The 15,005-nt window shown below is 60.8% G+C and carries 14 protein-coding genes; 12 read left to right on the forward strand and 2 right to left on the reverse strand.

All coding sequences use genetic code 11. The features are described from left to right. Nucleotides 1–279 precede the first annotated feature (279 nt). On the forward strand, nt 280–564 hold the full coding sequence (locus tag IVB22_RS15175; RefSeq protein WP_247307389.1) for a hypothetical protein: 285 nt from the start codon (nt 280–282) through the stop codon (nt 562–564). Here the strand turns inward: IVB22_RS15175 and IVB22_RS15180 are convergent. Continuing rightward, nucleotides 553–1,218 carry a TetR/AcrR family transcriptional regulator gene (locus tag IVB22_RS15180; RefSeq protein ID WP_247307393.1) on the reverse strand — a complete coding sequence of 222 codons (666 nt, stop codon included), beginning with the start codon at nt 1,216–1,218 and terminating at the stop codon, nt 553–555. The genes IVB22_RS15175 and IVB22_RS15180 overlap by 12 nt on opposite strands. 47 nt (nt 1,219–1,265) lie before the next feature. Between IVB22_RS15180 and IVB22_RS15185 the strand changes: the two genes are divergently transcribed. The 8 genes from IVB22_RS15185 to IVB22_RS15220 all read left to right on the forward strand — a co-directional run bounded on the left by IVB22_RS15185 (nt 1,266) and on the right by IVB22_RS15220 (nt 9,596). Continuing rightward, nucleotides 1,266–1,463: a hypothetical protein gene (locus IVB22_RS15185; RefSeq protein ID WP_247307396.1), complete on the forward strand. Its 198-nt coding sequence runs from the start codon at nt 1,266–1,268 to the stop codon at nt 1,461–1,463. A 132-nt stretch (nt 1,464–1,595) separates the two neighbouring features. After that, nucleotides 1,596–2,492, forward strand: a complete 897-nt coding sequence (locus tag IVB22_RS15190) for an NAD(P)/FAD-dependent oxidoreductase (RefSeq protein WP_247518321.1) — start codon at nt 1,596–1,598, stop codon at nt 2,490–2,492. Nucleotides 2,493–2,513: 21 nt separating this feature from the next. Beyond that, complete coding sequence (locus tag IVB22_RS15195; protein WP_247518133.1) at nt 2,514–2,987, forward strand: isoprenylcysteine carboxylmethyltransferase family protein; 474 nt, start codon at nt 2,514–2,516, stop codon at nt 2,985–2,987. 139 nt (nt 2,988–3,126) lie between these two features. Further along, nucleotides 3,127–3,585, forward strand: coding sequence for a nuclear transport factor 2 family protein (locus IVB22_RS15200; RefSeq protein WP_135170401.1), 459 nt, complete (start codon nt 3,127–3,129; stop codon nt 3,583–3,585). Between the two features lie 44 nt (nt 3,586–3,629). Next, nucleotides 3,630–4,493 carry a class I SAM-dependent methyltransferase gene (locus IVB22_RS15205; RefSeq protein ID WP_247518134.1) on the forward strand — a complete coding sequence of 288 codons (864 nt, stop codon included), beginning with the start codon at nt 3,630–3,632 and terminating at the stop codon, nt 4,491–4,493. Between the two features lie 156 nt (nt 4,494–4,649). After that, on the forward strand, nt 4,650–5,852 hold the full coding sequence (locus IVB22_RS15210) for a multidrug effflux MFS transporter (protein WP_247518135.1): 1,203 nt from the start codon (nt 4,650–4,652) through the stop codon (nt 5,850–5,852). Between the two features lie 397 nt (nt 5,853–6,249). Next, complete coding sequence (locus tag IVB22_RS15215) at nt 6,250–9,387, forward strand: efflux RND transporter permease subunit (protein WP_247518136.1); 3,138 nt, start codon at nt 6,250–6,252, stop codon at nt 9,385–9,387. Nucleotides 9,388–9,404: 17 nt separating this feature from the next. Next, nucleotides 9,405–9,596, forward strand: coding sequence for a hypothetical protein (locus IVB22_RS15220; protein ID WP_247518137.1), 192 nt, complete (start codon nt 9,405–9,407; stop codon nt 9,594–9,596). A 70-nt stretch (nt 9,597–9,666) separates the two neighbouring features. Here the strand turns inward: IVB22_RS15220 and IVB22_RS41925 are convergent, their stop codons facing one another. Then, nucleotides 9,667–10,062, reverse strand: coding sequence for a cysteine rich repeat-containing protein (locus tag IVB22_RS41925; RefSeq protein WP_374207534.1), 396 nt, complete (start codon nt 10,060–10,062; stop codon nt 9,667–9,669). 411 nt (nt 10,063–10,473) lie between these two features. Here IVB22_RS41925 and IVB22_RS15225 point away from each other — a divergent pair, with 411 nt between their 5' ends. The 3 genes from IVB22_RS15225 to IVB22_RS15235 all read left to right on the forward strand — a co-directional run bounded on the left by IVB22_RS15225 (nt 10,474) and on the right by IVB22_RS15235 (nt 14,554). Then, nucleotides 10,474–12,936 (forward strand): arylsulfatase, encoded by a 2,463-nt coding sequence (locus IVB22_RS15225; protein ID WP_247518138.1) that lies wholly within the window; start codon nt 10,474–10,476, stop codon nt 12,934–12,936. Nucleotides 12,937–13,025: 89 nt separating this feature from the next. Next, nucleotides 13,026–13,379: a hypothetical protein gene (locus IVB22_RS15230; protein ID WP_247518139.1), complete on the forward strand. Its 354-nt coding sequence runs from the start codon at nt 13,026–13,028 to the stop codon at nt 13,377–13,379. Nucleotides 13,380–13,669: 290 nt separating this feature from the next. After that, nucleotides 13,670–14,554: a formylglycine-generating enzyme family protein gene (locus tag IVB22_RS15235; protein ID WP_247518140.1), complete on the forward strand. Its 885-nt coding sequence runs from the start codon at nt 13,670–13,672 to the stop codon at nt 14,552–14,554. The last annotated feature ends 451 nt before the right edge of the window (nt 14,555–15,005 follow it).

Raw genomic sequence — 15,005 nt, forward strand, 5'->3', positions numbered from 1 at the left:
CCAGTATCCGATCGTTCGAATCCACCGCGAAATCACCGAAGAACCCTGCGATGTTGCGCTAATTCTCCGCGAAAGCTGTAGTTTTTTCCCCGTGGGTTAGGGGGAGGCTTCCTCCGCCATGGCAGTGTCCCTCAGGATCCGGTCGTCCGAAGCGACAGCAAAAACAATAGGTCGCGCGACAAAGCGGATGTGGCCACATCCACATTTTTGCTCGTGGTCTTTGCGCAAGCCGTGGGTTTGACCGTAGGTTCGGAGGACAGATTTCGCGAGAGGGAATACATGGCCGTCCTCGCTCAAACGGTGCGCCTTGCGCTGGACTTCGAGCGCATCGTAGTAGCGGGATTGGCAACGTCAGGTTCTCTCCATCACCGCGATGTTCACCTTTCCGAAATGCGCGCCGCACGTCGCGTCGGACCGCTTCTTCACGGCCGGCTCTTTCGCCGGCTTCTTGCCGCTCAAGCGGAAGCGGCGAACCCTCGGCAGCGCATTCCCCAAATCCAGTCTGCCTTCAAACCGGCCTCGGTTATTTTGACAACATCGGTCACGCACGATTCAATTTTTTGACCTTGGGGCAGGCAAATGTCCTCCCGCGTGGTCGTTGCTACCGTGCGCGGCGATGAACATGGCGACGGCCGACCGGCAATAGGATTCGATTTCGTCCTCTGCTCTCGCCTGATCGAAGCGTGCGATCATCAGGAGATCGGATCCTTTGAAAAGCGCGGCAAACAAGCGGGCGGACCGGAGAGGATCGGGCACGTTCAGAAGCGCCTTCGCGTGCAACTGACGCAACAGGGCCTCGATTTGGGCGATGACATGGGCGGGGCGGGCTTCGTAATGGAGCTTGCTTAACGACTTTTGATTCGTGTTGTCGGCCATGATCATGGCTTCGACATTTCGGACGTCCGGCCTCAACAGCGTGCGAAGCAGGGATGATCCCACCGCCATGAGCTGATCTTCAGCTGAACCGTCGACGCCTTCAAAAAGGGCCTGTGCAAACTGATGGCAGCCGGCCGCGATGGCCGCGCTGAACAGCGCCTCCTTGTTCTCGAAGTGCCGATAGATGCTGAGCTTGGATATCTTCGCCCGCTGGGCGACCTTGTCCAATGTCGTCGCTTGAAAACCCAATTCCACAAAGAGTTCGCTCGCGGCATCGATTATCGTTTGGCCAAGCGCCTCGTTGGCGGGCCGGCCGCGCCGGCGCTGGCTATTTTCGGTCACGACAATTCCAGTCCTTGACAGTATCCTAATTCTTGCATTACGATACCATGAAGTATCTGAAATGTGCAAGTCAATGGGTAGACAACCTGTCCTCCAAATCAAGTTTCACTGGGCCGCCCGGCAATATCGAATGCGGCACTGTCCGGGCGGCCAAAATAGTGATGGGCGACTTTCTCGTCGATGCCGAAGCCCTGCTCGCTGCCCGTCTCAAGCGCGTATCGTCTGACGATATTGCGCCGACCTAAAGCACGAGGGATTCCATGCAACGACGGACCCTGCTGAAACTGGCCGCGCTTTCCACCCTCGGCATCCCGCGCGCCCAGGCCACCGCCAAGTCCGACCCAACCCCCTCCATCCACAACACGGAGCCCACCACCATGAATGACGTCATCATCATCGGCGGCAGCTTTGCCGGTCTCGCCGGCGCCCTGCAGCTCGGCCGTGCCCGCCGCAAGGTCACCGTTCTCGATACCGGCCTGCCGCGCAACCGCTTCGCCGGCCACTCGCATGGCCTGCTCGGCCACGATCACAAGCCACCGCTGGACATCCTGGCCGAGGCGCGGCAGCAGCTGGCGCGTTATCCCACGGTCAGGCTGGTCAATGCCCGGGCCGACAGCATCTCCGGCGCTATCGACAATTTCTCCGTCCTCACTTCCGATGGCGAAAGCTTTGGGGCGCGCCGTCTGATCCTGAGCTATGGCATCGTTGACCAGATGCCTGACGTTCCGGGTTTTGCCGAAGGCTGGGGCACGTCCATCGTGCCTTGCCCCTATTGCGACGGCTTTGAAGTCGCCGGCCAGCATTGGGGCCTCGTCTGGTCCGGCCCGCAGTCGCACAATCAGGTCAGGCTGTTCCGCGATTGGACCGACACGTTGACGCTCTTCGCCGATGGTCACGATATTCCGCCCGATATCCGGGCCGATCTGGCGCGCCGCAACGTACCCGTCGTCGACGGCCGGATCACCGGGATCGCCCAACGCGGGGCCCATAACGCCACCGTCAAGCTCGATACCGGCCCCGATGTCGCGGTCGACATCCTGTTCGCGCATCCGCGCAACAAGCCGTCCGCAAGCCTGCATGAATCACTGAGCCTCGCCACGGTTAAAACACCCCTCGGCATCATCCTCAAGGTCGACGAGCGCCGCGAAACCAGCATGCCCGGCATCTACGCCGCCGGCGACCTCGCCAACCCCATCACGCCGCCATCGGTCACCCTGGCATCATCGCACGGCGCGATGGCGGGTATCTTCGCCCAGCAGTCGATGGTGGTTTGAGAGCACAGATGCAGGATGAGCATGGCCGTCGAACCGAACAGCGCGGGTGTGCGCTTCCCTCCGCCCTTCGTCTATCTGGGAGCGCTGCTGTTGGGGCTGGCGGCGGAGCAGTTCGTCATTCTGCGCTCGTTCGGCATCCACTGGTGGTTGCTGGTTGCGACGGGCGCGCTGCTCTTCGTTGCCGGCGCGGCGATGATGCTTGCGGCGGCGGGGCTGTTCCGGCGGCTCGGCACCAACATTCCGCCGTCGCAGCCAACGACCCTCATCGCAACGACCGGTCCTTATCGGTGGACCCGCAATCCCATGTATCTTGGCATGGCGCTTATCTATGCCGGCCTTGCGATCGGCTTCGACGGGCCGATCGCCTTCGCCTTGCTCCCGTTGGTGCTGATCGTGATCCAGACGCAGGTGATCGCCCGCGAGGAGCGCTATCTCGAAGCGAAGTTCGGCGACGACTACCGCCGCTACAAGGCCGAGGTTCGCCGATGGCTCTGACTATTGCGCCGCTGCCGTCTGCGTTCCGTCAGCCAGCTTTCCCAACAGATCGCCGTCGTTATCCGGAGCAGCTTTCAGTATCTGGAAAGTATCCATCCGTCTTGCAGAGCCGTCGGCTATCCAACAACAGGGGGCATCAATGGTCTACAGTCTAATTGTCAAAAAAGAGATCCGCAGGAGCTTCGATCATGTCAACAACCAGCGTTGGGATGATGCTGCAAAGGGCCTAACACCAAACGCGTATCACTGGGTTGCCGGAGATCATGCGTTGGGGGGTGAGCGACATGGAAAGCAATCGGTGAAGCAATGGTTCGAGCGCATGGGCCGTGTTTTCCCGAAGCTTCACATAGATATTGAGCAGGTCGAGGTGACGGGTTGGCCATGGAATACCACAGTGTTCGTCAAGTGGCGGGCCAACGCGAGGCTACTTGACGGCCAAAGCTCGTATGTGAACAGGGGCGTCCACGTCTTCAAGTTGCGATGGGGCAAGGTTTATTCGATTGAGGAATACTTCGACTCGCAGGCTGCAGAACGAAGCCTCGCAATCCAAGCTCGTGCCGGTTTGGATGAAGCTGCGGCTGGACCAATCGTGAGCTAACGCGGATCATCCGTGTGATGCCGCCATCAGAAAAAGGATATGTCATGGCACAGCGCGATGCCCATCAGGTCGCCGACTGGAAGGGCCAAAGCGGGGAGCGCTGGGTCGCCCACCAGGCCCGGCTCGATGCCAGGGTGGCGGTGTTCGGTCAGGCCGCGATCGAAGCCGCCGCACCCGCGACGGGCGAGCGCGTGCTGGACGTCGGCTGCGGCGCGGGCGCGTCGAGTCTGGCTCTGGCCGCCCGCGTCGGCGCGGGGGGCCATGTGCTGGGCGTGGACATATCTGAACCGCTGATCGGCCGAGCGCGCGCGCTTGCGCCACAGGATACGCCGGTCCAGTTCCGGGTGGCCGACGCCAGCAGCGCCGAGCTGCCCGGGGGCGCGTTCGACATCCTGTTCTCGCGTTTCGGAGTGATGTTCTTCAACGATCCGACAGGGGCGTTCGCGCATATGCGCCGCGCGCTCAAGCCGGGCGGCCGGGTCGCTTTCGTCTGCTGGCGCGGCATGGCCGAGAACGATTGGGTGCGCCTGCCGATGGACGTGATCAAAGGCATCGTCCCGCCGACGGCGCCGCCCGATCCCGAAGCGCCCGGCCCATTCTCGTTCGGCGACCCGGGGCGGGTGGATCGGATCCTGACGGCGGCCGGCTTCACCGATATCGCTCTCGCGCCTTTCGATGCTTCCATCCCGTTTGGCGAGGGCGCGACGCGGGACGCGGCGATCGACGACGCGGTGAAGATGACGTTCGAGGTCGGCCCGCTGTCGCGCGCGCTCGCTGATCACCCCGACGACATCCGGGCCCGCGCATCGGCCGCGGTTCGTGCCGCCTTCGCGGACCTCCCCGGCGAGCGATCGGTGATGATCGACAGAGCGACGTGGATCATCACGGCGCGCAATCCGGCAAGCTGACGATTGCGACGATTACGTGATTACGGTGACAGTGCACTCAATCGCTACGCCACCCTCTTCACGGGTCGAACGATAGTCACAACGACAGTTAAGTGCACTGTCACCGTAATCATCGTCGCCTTAATCTACCTATCAACCTAACACGCGAAGGATCCCATGGCTGACCTGATCAATCCCGCGCCGCGGGACATTCCCACCTCCAACACCCTGCCGATCGCGGTCCTTTCCGTTCTGCTCGCGATGGGAACGCTGGCGACCAACATCTTGCTGCCGTCTCTGCCGCACATTGCGATCTCATTGAATGTCACGAGTGCGGCGGTCACGTCCGCCATCACCGTCTTTCTTGCGGTGTTCGGATTGGGCCAGCTCCTGGTCGGACCGCTTTCGGATCGCTACGGAAGACGTTGGCCGGTCCTGATCGGATTTGCCGTGTTCTTCGCGGGCAGCGTCTGGTGCGGTCTGGCAACCGACCTGCCTAATCTCCTTGTCGGCCGCGTCGTGCAGGCAACAGGTGCTTGCGCGACGGCAGTGCTGTCTCGCGCCATCGCCCGCGACATGTTCAGCGGCGCAGCGCTGGCACGCGCGATGGCGCTCATCATGATCGTGATGACCGCTGCTGCCGGGTTCTCGCCGCTGCTTGGCGGCGCCCTCGACCACAGCCTGGGCTGGCGCGCCGAATTCGCGCTGGTCGCGGCCTTTGCTGCCGTCAGCGCCGTTGCCTACGGCATCGTTCTCGGCGAAACCCACAATTCGATCCGCACGCCGCTCAACCCAGTTGCCATCGGCAGGACCTATGCCGGCTTGATTGGCGACCGTCGCTTCGCTATCCCCGCGACCACCTCGAGCCTCATCATAGGGGGCATGTTCTCAATGTTTTCCGCTGCACCGCGCCTATTCATCGAAGCGCTGCACTTCACGCCGATCCAGCTCGGCCTCTTCTTCGCCGGAACCGTCTTCATCGTATCCGCCGCGAGTATGCTTGCAACAAGATTGGCACCACGCTACGGGCTCGATGGCCCGATCCGGGCAGGTTTGTGCGCGACGGCCGCCAGCAGCCTTGCGATCCTGCTCATCTCGATGATCAGCCCGACTTTCCTGCCGTTTCTGGGCGCGATGTGCGTTTTTCTTCTCGGCATGGGTGTTGTCATTCCACTGGCCACTGCGCGGGCGCTTTCTCCATTCGGGGAGAAGGCCGGCGCCGCCTCGGCGCTGCTGGGTTTCTTGCAGATGATGATCGCCGCGATCGGCGTATGGCTTGCTGCCACAGTGTCACATGAAGCAATGTTGGCGCTCGGCGTCGTGATGAGCGCGTTTTCCCTGCTGGCTCTTGGCCTGTACGCGCGGGGCCCAGGATCTTGATTGGCGCATGACACTCCGCGCGCGTTTCTGTTCAGTCGCTCGTCAGCTTTGCGAAGTCCGGCTTACGCCGTCGGGCAAACGCGGCAAGGATTCGCCAGTCTGACAATTGGATTACGTGACAGTGCACTCAATCGATCCGCCACCCTCTTCACGGATCGAACAATAGTCACAACGACAGTTAAGTGCACTGTCACCGTAATATCTGTCCTGTCCTTCTAGGTTTCTTACGAGTTACGTCGTGTGAGGAGAGTTTCGGCCTTTGTCCCTAAGCAAAGGCTGAAGCGGCGAAGCGATCCAGAATCTGCCCAGCCCCCTGGGTTGCTTCGCTGCCTCGCGACGACGGTTTGAACAGAGCGGCTGTCGTTTTTTGTAACTGGATCGTCTTTCGGAGAGAGCGATGAAGCGCTTCAACCTTTCGGCCTGGGCCGTCAGCCATCCGACGCTGGTCCTGTTCCTGATGCTGATGCTCGGCGTCGCCGGCTTCTTCTCCTATGAGAAGCTCGGCCGGGCCGAGGATCCATTCTTCACGGTGAAGGTGGTCAACGTCTCCGTGCTGTGGCCGGGCGCGACCGCGCAGGAGATGCAGGCCCAGGTCGCGGATCCCATCGAGAAGAAGATCCAGGAGCTGCCCTATTTCGAGAAGGTGCAGACCTATTCCAAGCCCGGCTTCGCCGCGCTCCAGGTGACCTTCCGCGACGATACGCCGCCGAAGGACGTGCCCCATCTCTTCTATCTGCTGCGCAAGAAGGTGATCGACGTACAGGGCCAGCTGCCGTCGGGCATCCTCGGGCCAGTCGTCAATGACGAGTTCTCCGACGTCGACTCCATCCTCTACATGATGACCGGCGACGGCGCCGACTACGCCCAGCTCAAGAAGGTCTCGGAGGGTTTTCGCCAGCGCCTGCTGAAGGTCACCGGCGTCACCAAGGTCAATCTTTACGGCACCCAGGACGAGCGCATCTTCGTCGAATTTTCCCACGCGAAGCTGGCAACACTTGGCATTACGCCGCAGGCGCTGTTCGATTCGCTCGCCAAGCAGAACAACGTGGTGCCGGCCGGCACGGTGGAGACCTCCTCGCAGCGCGTGCCGCTGCGCGTCACCGGCGCGCTCGACGGCGTCAAGGCCGTCGCCGAGACGCCGGTCGAAAGCAACGGCCGGGTATTTCGCTTGGGCGATATCGCCACTGTCACCCGCGGTTTCGTCGATCCGCCGACCTTCGTGGCGCGGCAGGAAGGCAAGCCCGCGCTCGGTATCGGCGTGGTCACCGCCAAGGGCGCCAACATCCTGGAGCTCGGCAAGGAGGTCGAGAACGCCACCAATGAATTCATGAAGGCGGTGCCGCAGGGCATCCAGGTCGAGCAGATCGCCGATCAGCCCAAGGTGGTCGAGCGCGCCGTTGGCGAGTTCGTACACTCCTTCATCGAGGCGCTGGCGATCGTGCTGTTTGTCAGCTTCGTCGCACTGGGTTGGCGCACCGGCATCGTGGTGGCGCTGTCGGTGCCGTTGGTGCTGGCGATCGTGTTCATCGTGATGAATGCGATGTCGATCGACCTGCATCGGATTACGCTCGGCGCCCTGATCATCGCGCTCGGGCTGTTGGTCGACGACGCCATCATCGCGGTGGAAATGATGGTGGTGAAAATGGAACAGGGCTGGGACCGCATGCGCGCGGCGGCCTTTGCCTGGGAATCAACCGCGTTTCCGATGCTCACGGGAACGCTGGTCACGGCCGTTGGCTTCCTCCCCATCGGCTTTGCCAATTCGGCAGTCGGCGAATACGCCGGCGGCATTTTCTGGATCGTGGCGATCGCGCTGGTGGCGTCATGGTTCGTCGCGGTGATCTTCACGCCCTATATCGGCGTCAAGCTGCTGCCTAACATCACCGTGCATCACAACCACGATCCGCATGCGGTGTACGAAACCCGTCTCTATCGGATCCTGCGCAGCATGATCCAGTGGTGCGTCGACCATCGGGTCAAGGTGGTGCTGGCGACGGTGGCCGTGTTCGCGCTCTCCATCGTTGGTTTCGGTCAGGTGCAGCAGCAGTTCTTCCCGCTGTCGGAGCGGCCGGAACTGTTCCTGCAGCTGCGGCTGCCCGAGGGCACCGCGTTCAACGTCACCGAAAAATCCGTGAAAACCGCCGAAGGGCTGCTGAAGGACGACAAGGACATTGCGACCTACACGTCCTATGTCGGTCAGGGCTCGCCGCGGTTCTGGCTCGGGCTCAACCCGCAGCTGCCCAACGAGGCCTTCGCCGAAATCGTCATCGTCTCCAAGGACGTCGACGCGCGCGAGCGGATCAAGGCCCGCCTGGAGAAGGCGGTGGGCGAGGGTGTGTTGTCGGAAGCGCGCGTGCGCATCGACCGTTTCAACTTCGGTCCGCCGGTCGGCTTTCCCGTTCAGTTCCGCGTCATCGGGCCCGATCCCAACGAGGTGCGCGACATCGCCTACAGAGTGCGCGACGTCGTCAGGGAGAATCCCAACGTCATAGATCCGCAGCTCGACTGGAACGAGCAGTCGCCCTACCTCAAGCTGGCGGTCGACCAGGATCGCGCCCGCGCGCTTGGCCTGACCCCGCAGGACGTGTCGCAGGCGCTGGCGATGCTGATTTCGGGCGCGCAGGTGACGACGATCCGCGACGGTATCGAGAAGGTCGGCGTGGTAGCCCGCGCGGTGCCGTCCGAACGGCTCGATCTCGGCCGGGTCGGCGATCTCACGGTGACCTCGCGCAACGGCGTCGCGGTGCCGTTGACGCAGATCGCGAAGATCGAATACTCCCATGAGGAGCCGATCATCTGGCGGCGCAACCGCGACATGGCGATCACGGTGCGCGGCGACGTCGTCGACGGCGTGCAGGCGCCTGATGTCACCAGCCAGATCTCGCCAAAACTGCAGGAGATCCGCGACAGCCTGCCGGCGGCCTACCGGATCGAGGCGGGCGGCGCGTTCGAGGAATCCGCCAAGGGCAATGCCTCCATCTTCGTGCTGTTTCCGCTGATGGTGCTGGTGATGCTGACCCTGCTGATGATCCAGCTGCAAAGCTTCTCGCGGCTGATCCTGGTGTTCCTCACCGCACCGCTCGGCATCGTGGGTGCTTCCCTCGGCCTCAACGTCGCCAACGCCCCGTTCGGTTTCGTGGCACTGCTCGGCCTGATCGCGCTCGCCGGCATGATCATGCGCAACACGGTCATCCTGGTCGATCAGATCGAGACCGATGTTTCGCACGGCCTCACCAGGCGCGCGGCGATCGTTGAGGCAACCGTCCGCCGCGCCCGTCCGGTGGTGCTGACTGCGCTCGCCGCCATCCTCGCCATGATCCCGCTGTCCCGCTCGGCCTTCTGGGGCCCGATGGCGATCACCATCATGGGCGGCTTGTTCGTCGCGACCTTCCTGACGCTCTTGTACCTGCCCGGCCTCTACGCCCTCTGGTTCCGGAAGAGCCTGGATGAGGCCGGCACTCCCGAGCAGCCTGCCGCGCAGCAGCATGGGAGCGATGACCCCCACGCAATTCCGCTTGCTGAGAAGCAACGCTGATTGACGAGTCCTGACAGATGACACTGATTGCGGAACATATCGAAGGCGATACCCGGGATCGTTCCTTGTCCGTCGGCGGTGCGACGCAGAACGTCATCGGCATGGGCAGGACACTGGACTTCTGCTTGGTCCACATCGTCGTCGACAGTCCGATCCCGAGCCGGTCGCGCTACGCCGCGAAACTGCGCCTATGCGAACCCATCTCCTGAGATTGTTGCGCTATGTAAACGAGCAGTTGGCTTGCTCCAGCAAGCCGGTTGTGAGGTATTCGCCGCATGCTCATGATTGAGTTCTTCCAATCCGACCTGAAGATTGATTGTGGGGCAATTGTAAAGCCGAGCCCCCGGCCCACTCGCTCCAAAATTTGAGGTGCGGAATCAATTTCGAGCTCAACATGAAGTTGAAAGTCAACGTCGAGAGCCATGCGGTTAACGAGTTGCAAGCAATCACTGCATCTTTCAGAGCATCAGCCGCGGTTTGAACACTTGTTGCGGTTTCCCCAAGCTCAAACGCGCACTTGGCGTCAATCTTGTCTTCGTGAGCATGCATGCAGTAAATGATACGACCTTCGCCGGACGTTACCGTTCCGCAATATTTCTTCACGTCCTCGGCACAGGCGCTCTCAAGTTTGGTAACCTTTGCCGTCAACGGCCGGAACGGCCAACACCGGCGCAATGAGATGTCTTACCATTGACTGGATTTTTCGCTTTCTGAAATTTCTTCGCTGGCGGCGCGAGCATTCTATCAGGTATGGACGTGCGCAGTTCAGTAGACGTCAGAATTTGTAACCTATTCGAGCAGTAACCTGATTGAATTGAATCTTGATTATTCGCTTTCGGCAATTCGAGTGCAAATCGCATCGAAGTATTTTCTTATGCGCCGCTCTGGGAATAGCCGGGAACAAAAAATTCCTCTAGTGTCCATCGCGCAAACGGCGAGGATCTGCTTTCCGGCAATCCGACGCGCAGGGAAGTGGCGACAATTTATTAAATTGTAACATTTTTAGCGGGGGTTGAGATGTCGAAGGGTTTGGCTACTGTCTCACTTTGCTTCCTTGTTAGCTGCGCGGCAATGTCCGCGGTCACGATGTCCGCTGCCTTGGCAGAACAGCAAAATGCAAGTGCGCCGGGCTTACCCAGCGCCACCTCGACCATTAGCGGAAAGCAACTCCCGGCTCCCGATCCGAAGTTCGGCGGCGTGATAAAGGACAGCGCCCTGCAGTCGAGGCCTTGGTGGCCGCCGCGTATCGTGCCGCCCAAAGGCGCGCCAAACGTGCTGCTGATCATCACGGATGATGCGGGTTTTGCCGTGCCCAGCACCTTCGGCGGCGTCATCCCGACACCAGCAATGGATCGCATCGCGAAGGAGGGCCTGCGCTATAACCGCGTCTTCTCTACCGCGCTATGTTCACCGACGCGCGCGGCGCTGATTACCGGGCGCAACCACCATTCGGCGGGCTTCGGTGTGATTTCGGAGCAGTCGACCGGCTTCCCCGGCTATAACAGCATTATCGCCAAGGATAAGGCAACGATTGGACGCATACTGCTCGACAACGGCTACGCAACGTCATGGTTCGGCAAGGACCACAACACGCCGGCCTTCGCAGCCAGCCAGGTCGGGCCCTTTGATCAGTGGCCGACCGGCATGGGCTTCGAGTACTTCTACGGCTTTGTCGGCGGCGACGCCAACCAGTGGGAGCCGAACCTTTTCCGCAACACGACGCAAATTTATCCCTTCCTGGGCAAGCAGTCGGGGACGTGGAATCTGGTCACCGCGATGGCGGACGACGCCATCGACTGGACGACGCGGATGCATCAGACCGATCCGAGCAAGCCGATCTTCATCAAATACGCGCCTGGCGCCACGCACGCGCCGCATCACCCGACGAAGGAGTGGGTAGACAAGATCAGCAAGATGAAGTTGTTCGACGAGGGCTGGAATAAGGTGCGGGAGCGGATCTTCGAAAACCAGAAGCGGCTCGGCGTGATCCCGAAGGACACCAAGCTGTCGCCATGGCCAAAGGACGTTTTGAAGGAATGGGACCAACTGACCGCGGACGAGAAGAAGCTCTACATCCGCCAGGTCGAGGTCTTCGCGGCCTATGCAGCCTACAGCGACCACGAGATCGGGCGCGTGATTCAGGCCCTCGAGGACCTAGGCAAGCTCGACAACACACTGATCATCTATATCAACGGCGACAACGGCACCAGCGCTGAAGGCGGCCCGCTCGGCACGCCGAATGAAGTGGCCTTCTTCAACGGCGTGTCTGTCCCAGTCGATGTCCAACTTGCGAAGTTCTACGACGTGTGGGGTACCGAGCAAACATACAACCACATGTCGGCCGGCTGGTCGTGGGCTTTCGACGCGCCGTTCTCCTGGTTCAAGCAGAACGCCTCGCAGCTTGGCGGCATTAACCAGAACATGGTGGTGTCCTGGCCGGCGCGGATCAAGGACAAGGGCGGCCTGCGCGAGCAGTTCGTCCATGTGATCGATGTGTTGCCCACGGTCCTCGAAGCCTCGGGCATTCGTGCGCCAGAGATGGTGGACGGTATCAAGCAGGCGCCGATCGAGGGCACCAGCTTTGCCTACACTTTCGAGGCAAGCAATGCGAAGACGCCGACCCGGCACAAGACACAGTACTTCGAGATGATGGGCCAGTGGGCGTTGTATAACGACGGCTGGTTCCTCAGCACGAAGGTCGATCGCGCACCTTGGGAGGCCTTTGGACCGGCCAACCCCGATCCGCTGAACAACCAGACACTTCAGCTCTTCAACCTGAAGGAGGATTTCAGCCAAACCGAGGATCTTGCGGCCAAGAACCCCCAGAAGGTCAAGGAGATGAAGCAGATGTTCATCGCCGAGGCCAAGAAGTACCAGGTCTTTCCGATGGATGCATCGGTAGCAGCACGAGTGATCGCGCCGCGCCCGAACATCACCGCCGGGCGTTCGGAGTTCGTCTACACGCGGCCAATGACCGGATTGCCGCAGGGCGACTCGCCGCTGCTGCTGAATACCTCCTACACGATCACCGCGGATATCGAGGTGCCAGCCGGCGGCGCCGAGGGCGTTATCCTGACTTCGGGTGGGCGCTTTGCCGGCTATGGCTTCTATTTGCTGCAGGGCAAGCCGGTGTTCCTATGGAACATGATTGACCTTGAACGGATCAGGTGGGAAGGCGCGGAGGCGCTGCCGCCGGGCCGCCAGACGGTCGAATTTGACTTCAAGTACGAGGGCATCGGCGTCGGTACGCTTCAGTACAACAACTTCAGCGGCCTCGCCCAGCCTGGCACCGGCACGCTGAAGGTGGACGGTAAGGAGGTCGTCACGAAGCGGATGCCGAAGACGCTGCCGATGATTCTGCAGTGGGACGAGAGCTTTGATGTTGGCTCTGACACGCTGACCGGCGTCAACGACGCAGACTACAAGCCACCGTTCCCGCTGACCGCCAAGCTCCACAAGCTGACGATCAAGGTGGACCGCCCGCAACTGTCGCCCGCAGACATCAAAAGGCTCGAGGCGGCGATGAATGAAAAGGCGAAGAGAGACTGATCCAGCCCCGAACGTGAAACTGCGCGGACCGTAGTTTGCCTACGGTCCGCGCGTCTAATCGCACTGAGTCCAATCAGGCACCGTATTAAATGACCAATTTTCATGTGTCGAAACTTCGAGTAGCATCTGCTTTGATTGTTGGTGCTTTTCTTGGCTTGAACTCAACCGGTGCGCATGCAGGCCCTTGTACCGCTGCTATTGCACAATTCGAAAAAGCTATTCGCGAATCTGCAGGAAATCCGATGGCAGGATTAACGGCGCAACAGTCGATAGCGGCGCAACTGGACCGTCAGCCAACGGAAGCTTCCACAAAACGGGAAGAGGGGCGTCTGAAATCGAAATTCGCCGCGACTATGGCCCGCGCTAAACGGCTTGACGCCAAAGGTGACCGAACAGGCTGTACCGCGGCTCTTAACGAAGCCAAACGGATGTATATCCTGTGATCTAACGGTGCCCGATTTGCATAGAGCGCGGAACTGATCGGCATGAGCGGAATCTCGGTCGCGAACACCTGCATGGGACACTGCGCGCATCCGGTCGCTACACAGGAGAACTGCTTATGGCCCCTTTCCGCCGATTCGTGAGCGCTTCAGTGGGGGCAGGTGCAGTGTTTGCCAGTGCGCTTATTGGCGTATCGGCGACCGGCCTCGCAAACAAGAACGAGTCAAGACTCGAAGTCGGAAGCTGCGCCGCTTATTCCGGAGTCCCTTCCGAAGATGGCGAGACCGCAGGAATGAAATTCATTCCTGCCGGCACTTTTGCGATGGGCTCGGAACGTCATCAACCCGAGGAACGGTTCACACATGTTGTTCGAATGGAAGGCTTTTGGATCGACCGCCATGAGGTAACGAACGCGCAATTCAAGAAATTCGTCGAGGCCACGGACTATGTGACGGTGGCCGAGCGTCCGATCGATCCCAAGACCCACCCCGATTGGCCCAAGGAAATGCTCGTTCCCGGCTCTGTCGCGTTTGTGCCTCCGAAGGGCGCGAGGGGCGAAGACGGCCGATGGTGGCAATACATCGCAGGTGCAAACTGGCGTCAGCCGCGCGGTCCTGGGAGTTCGATTGCGGGAAAGGAAAATCATCCAGTGGTCAACGTCGCCTACGACGACGCCCTTGCTTATGCGAAATGGCTCGGCCGCAGCTTGCCGACGGAAGGGCAGTGGGAGTTCGCGGCGCGGGGCGATCGCGAAGGCGAAGATGACTGGAGCAGCGCCTTCGATTCCGAAGGCAAGCCCATTGCCAATACCTGGCAGGGTATCTTCCCGGTGCTGAATACGAAGGATGACGGCTACCTCGAAACGGCTCCCGTGGGGTGTTTTGCTCCAAATGGCTATGGCCTCTACGACATGATCGGCAACGTCTGGGAATGGACCAGCGACTGGTACGTGTCAGGTCATGCGAAAGCGGCGGCAACCAATCCGAAGGGGCCGGAGTTCGTCAGCCTTCGCATTGCGCCAGGGCAAACGCCGAGCCGTGTCATCAAGGGCGGCTCACATTTATGTTCCATGAACTATTGTTCTCGCTTTCGCCCTGCCGCAAGACAGCCGCAGGAAAACGATCTGGCGGCCACGCATGTCGGCTTTCGAACAGTGCACAGCAAGTCGAATCCCTAACGGCTCATTTTTTACCGGGCTCGGTCGATACGCGAGGTCGGTGCGGCGTTGCGGCGCAGACCATTATTCATGGCCGCTGCGGCGCTGAGCTATGAAGATGATGCCCGCGCGCCGAAGACCGCACGCAAGCGGCGACTGATATCGCGTCGGTGCTCCAAAGCACGGGGACACGCCACCTTGCGCGACGATGTCCGCCTTTGCGATACCGGATGAGCGGACCTCATATTTGTCGTTCTGGCTCGGCCTCTACGCGCGACGGCAAGTTGCGGCGATATAGCGGATGACTAGAGAAAGTAAGTGCGTTGCGCCGAACATCTGCTCGCGTGCTCTAGGGTGTCATTCGGCCTGCAATATTGACCCCTAAGCCGGGGGGCACGTCGGCCCATTCAGGCCGATTTTTCAAATCATGCGCCGAGGTACATTGTATGCCAGTTTTGCGACAGGCAAATTT

Source organism: Bradyrhizobium sp. 190 (assembly GCF_023073415.1).
GTDB lineage: Bacteria > Pseudomonadota > Alphaproteobacteria > Rhizobiales > Xanthobacteraceae > Bradyrhizobium.

Coding starts and splice junctions, on each gene's coding strand:
- IVB22_RS15230 (WP_247518139.1), top strand. CDS start 13,026: ATGACCAATTTTCATGTGTCGAAACTTCGAGTAGCATCTGCTTTGATT.
- IVB22_RS15200 (WP_135170401.1), top strand. CDS start 3,127: ATGGTCTACAGTCTAATTGTCAAAAAAGAGATCCGCAGGAGCTTCGAT.
- IVB22_RS15195 (WP_247518133.1), top strand. CDS start 2,514: ATGGCCGTCGAACCGAACAGCGCGGGTGTGCGCTTCCCTCCGCCCTTC.
- IVB22_RS15215 (WP_247518136.1), top strand. CDS start 6,250: ATGAAGCGCTTCAACCTTTCGGCCTGGGCCGTCAGCCATCCGACGCTG.
- IVB22_RS15190 (WP_247518321.1), top strand. CDS start 1,596: ATGAATGACGTCATCATCATCGGCGGCAGCTTTGCCGGTCTCGCCGGC.
- IVB22_RS15185 (WP_247307396.1), top strand. CDS start 1,266: ATGAAGTATCTGAAATGTGCAAGTCAATGGGTAGACAACCTGTCCTCC.
- IVB22_RS15235 (WP_247518140.1), top strand. CDS start 13,670: ATGAAATTCATTCCTGCCGGCACTTTTGCGATGGGCTCGGAACGTCAT.
- IVB22_RS15220 (WP_247518137.1), top strand. CDS start 9,405: ATGACACTGATTGCGGAACATATCGAAGGCGATACCCGGGATCGTTCC.
- IVB22_RS15225 (WP_247518138.1), top strand. CDS start 10,474: ATGTCCGCTGCCTTGGCAGAACAGCAAAATGCAAGTGCGCCGGGCTTA.
- IVB22_RS15175 (WP_247307389.1), top strand. CDS start 280: ATGGCCGTCCTCGCTCAAACGGTGCGCCTTGCGCTGGACTTCGAGCGC.
- IVB22_RS15205 (WP_247518134.1), top strand. CDS start 3,630: ATGGCACAGCGCGATGCCCATCAGGTCGCCGACTGGAAGGGCCAAAGC.
- IVB22_RS15210 (WP_247518135.1), top strand. CDS start 4,650: ATGGCTGACCTGATCAATCCCGCGCCGCGGGACATTCCCACCTCCAAC.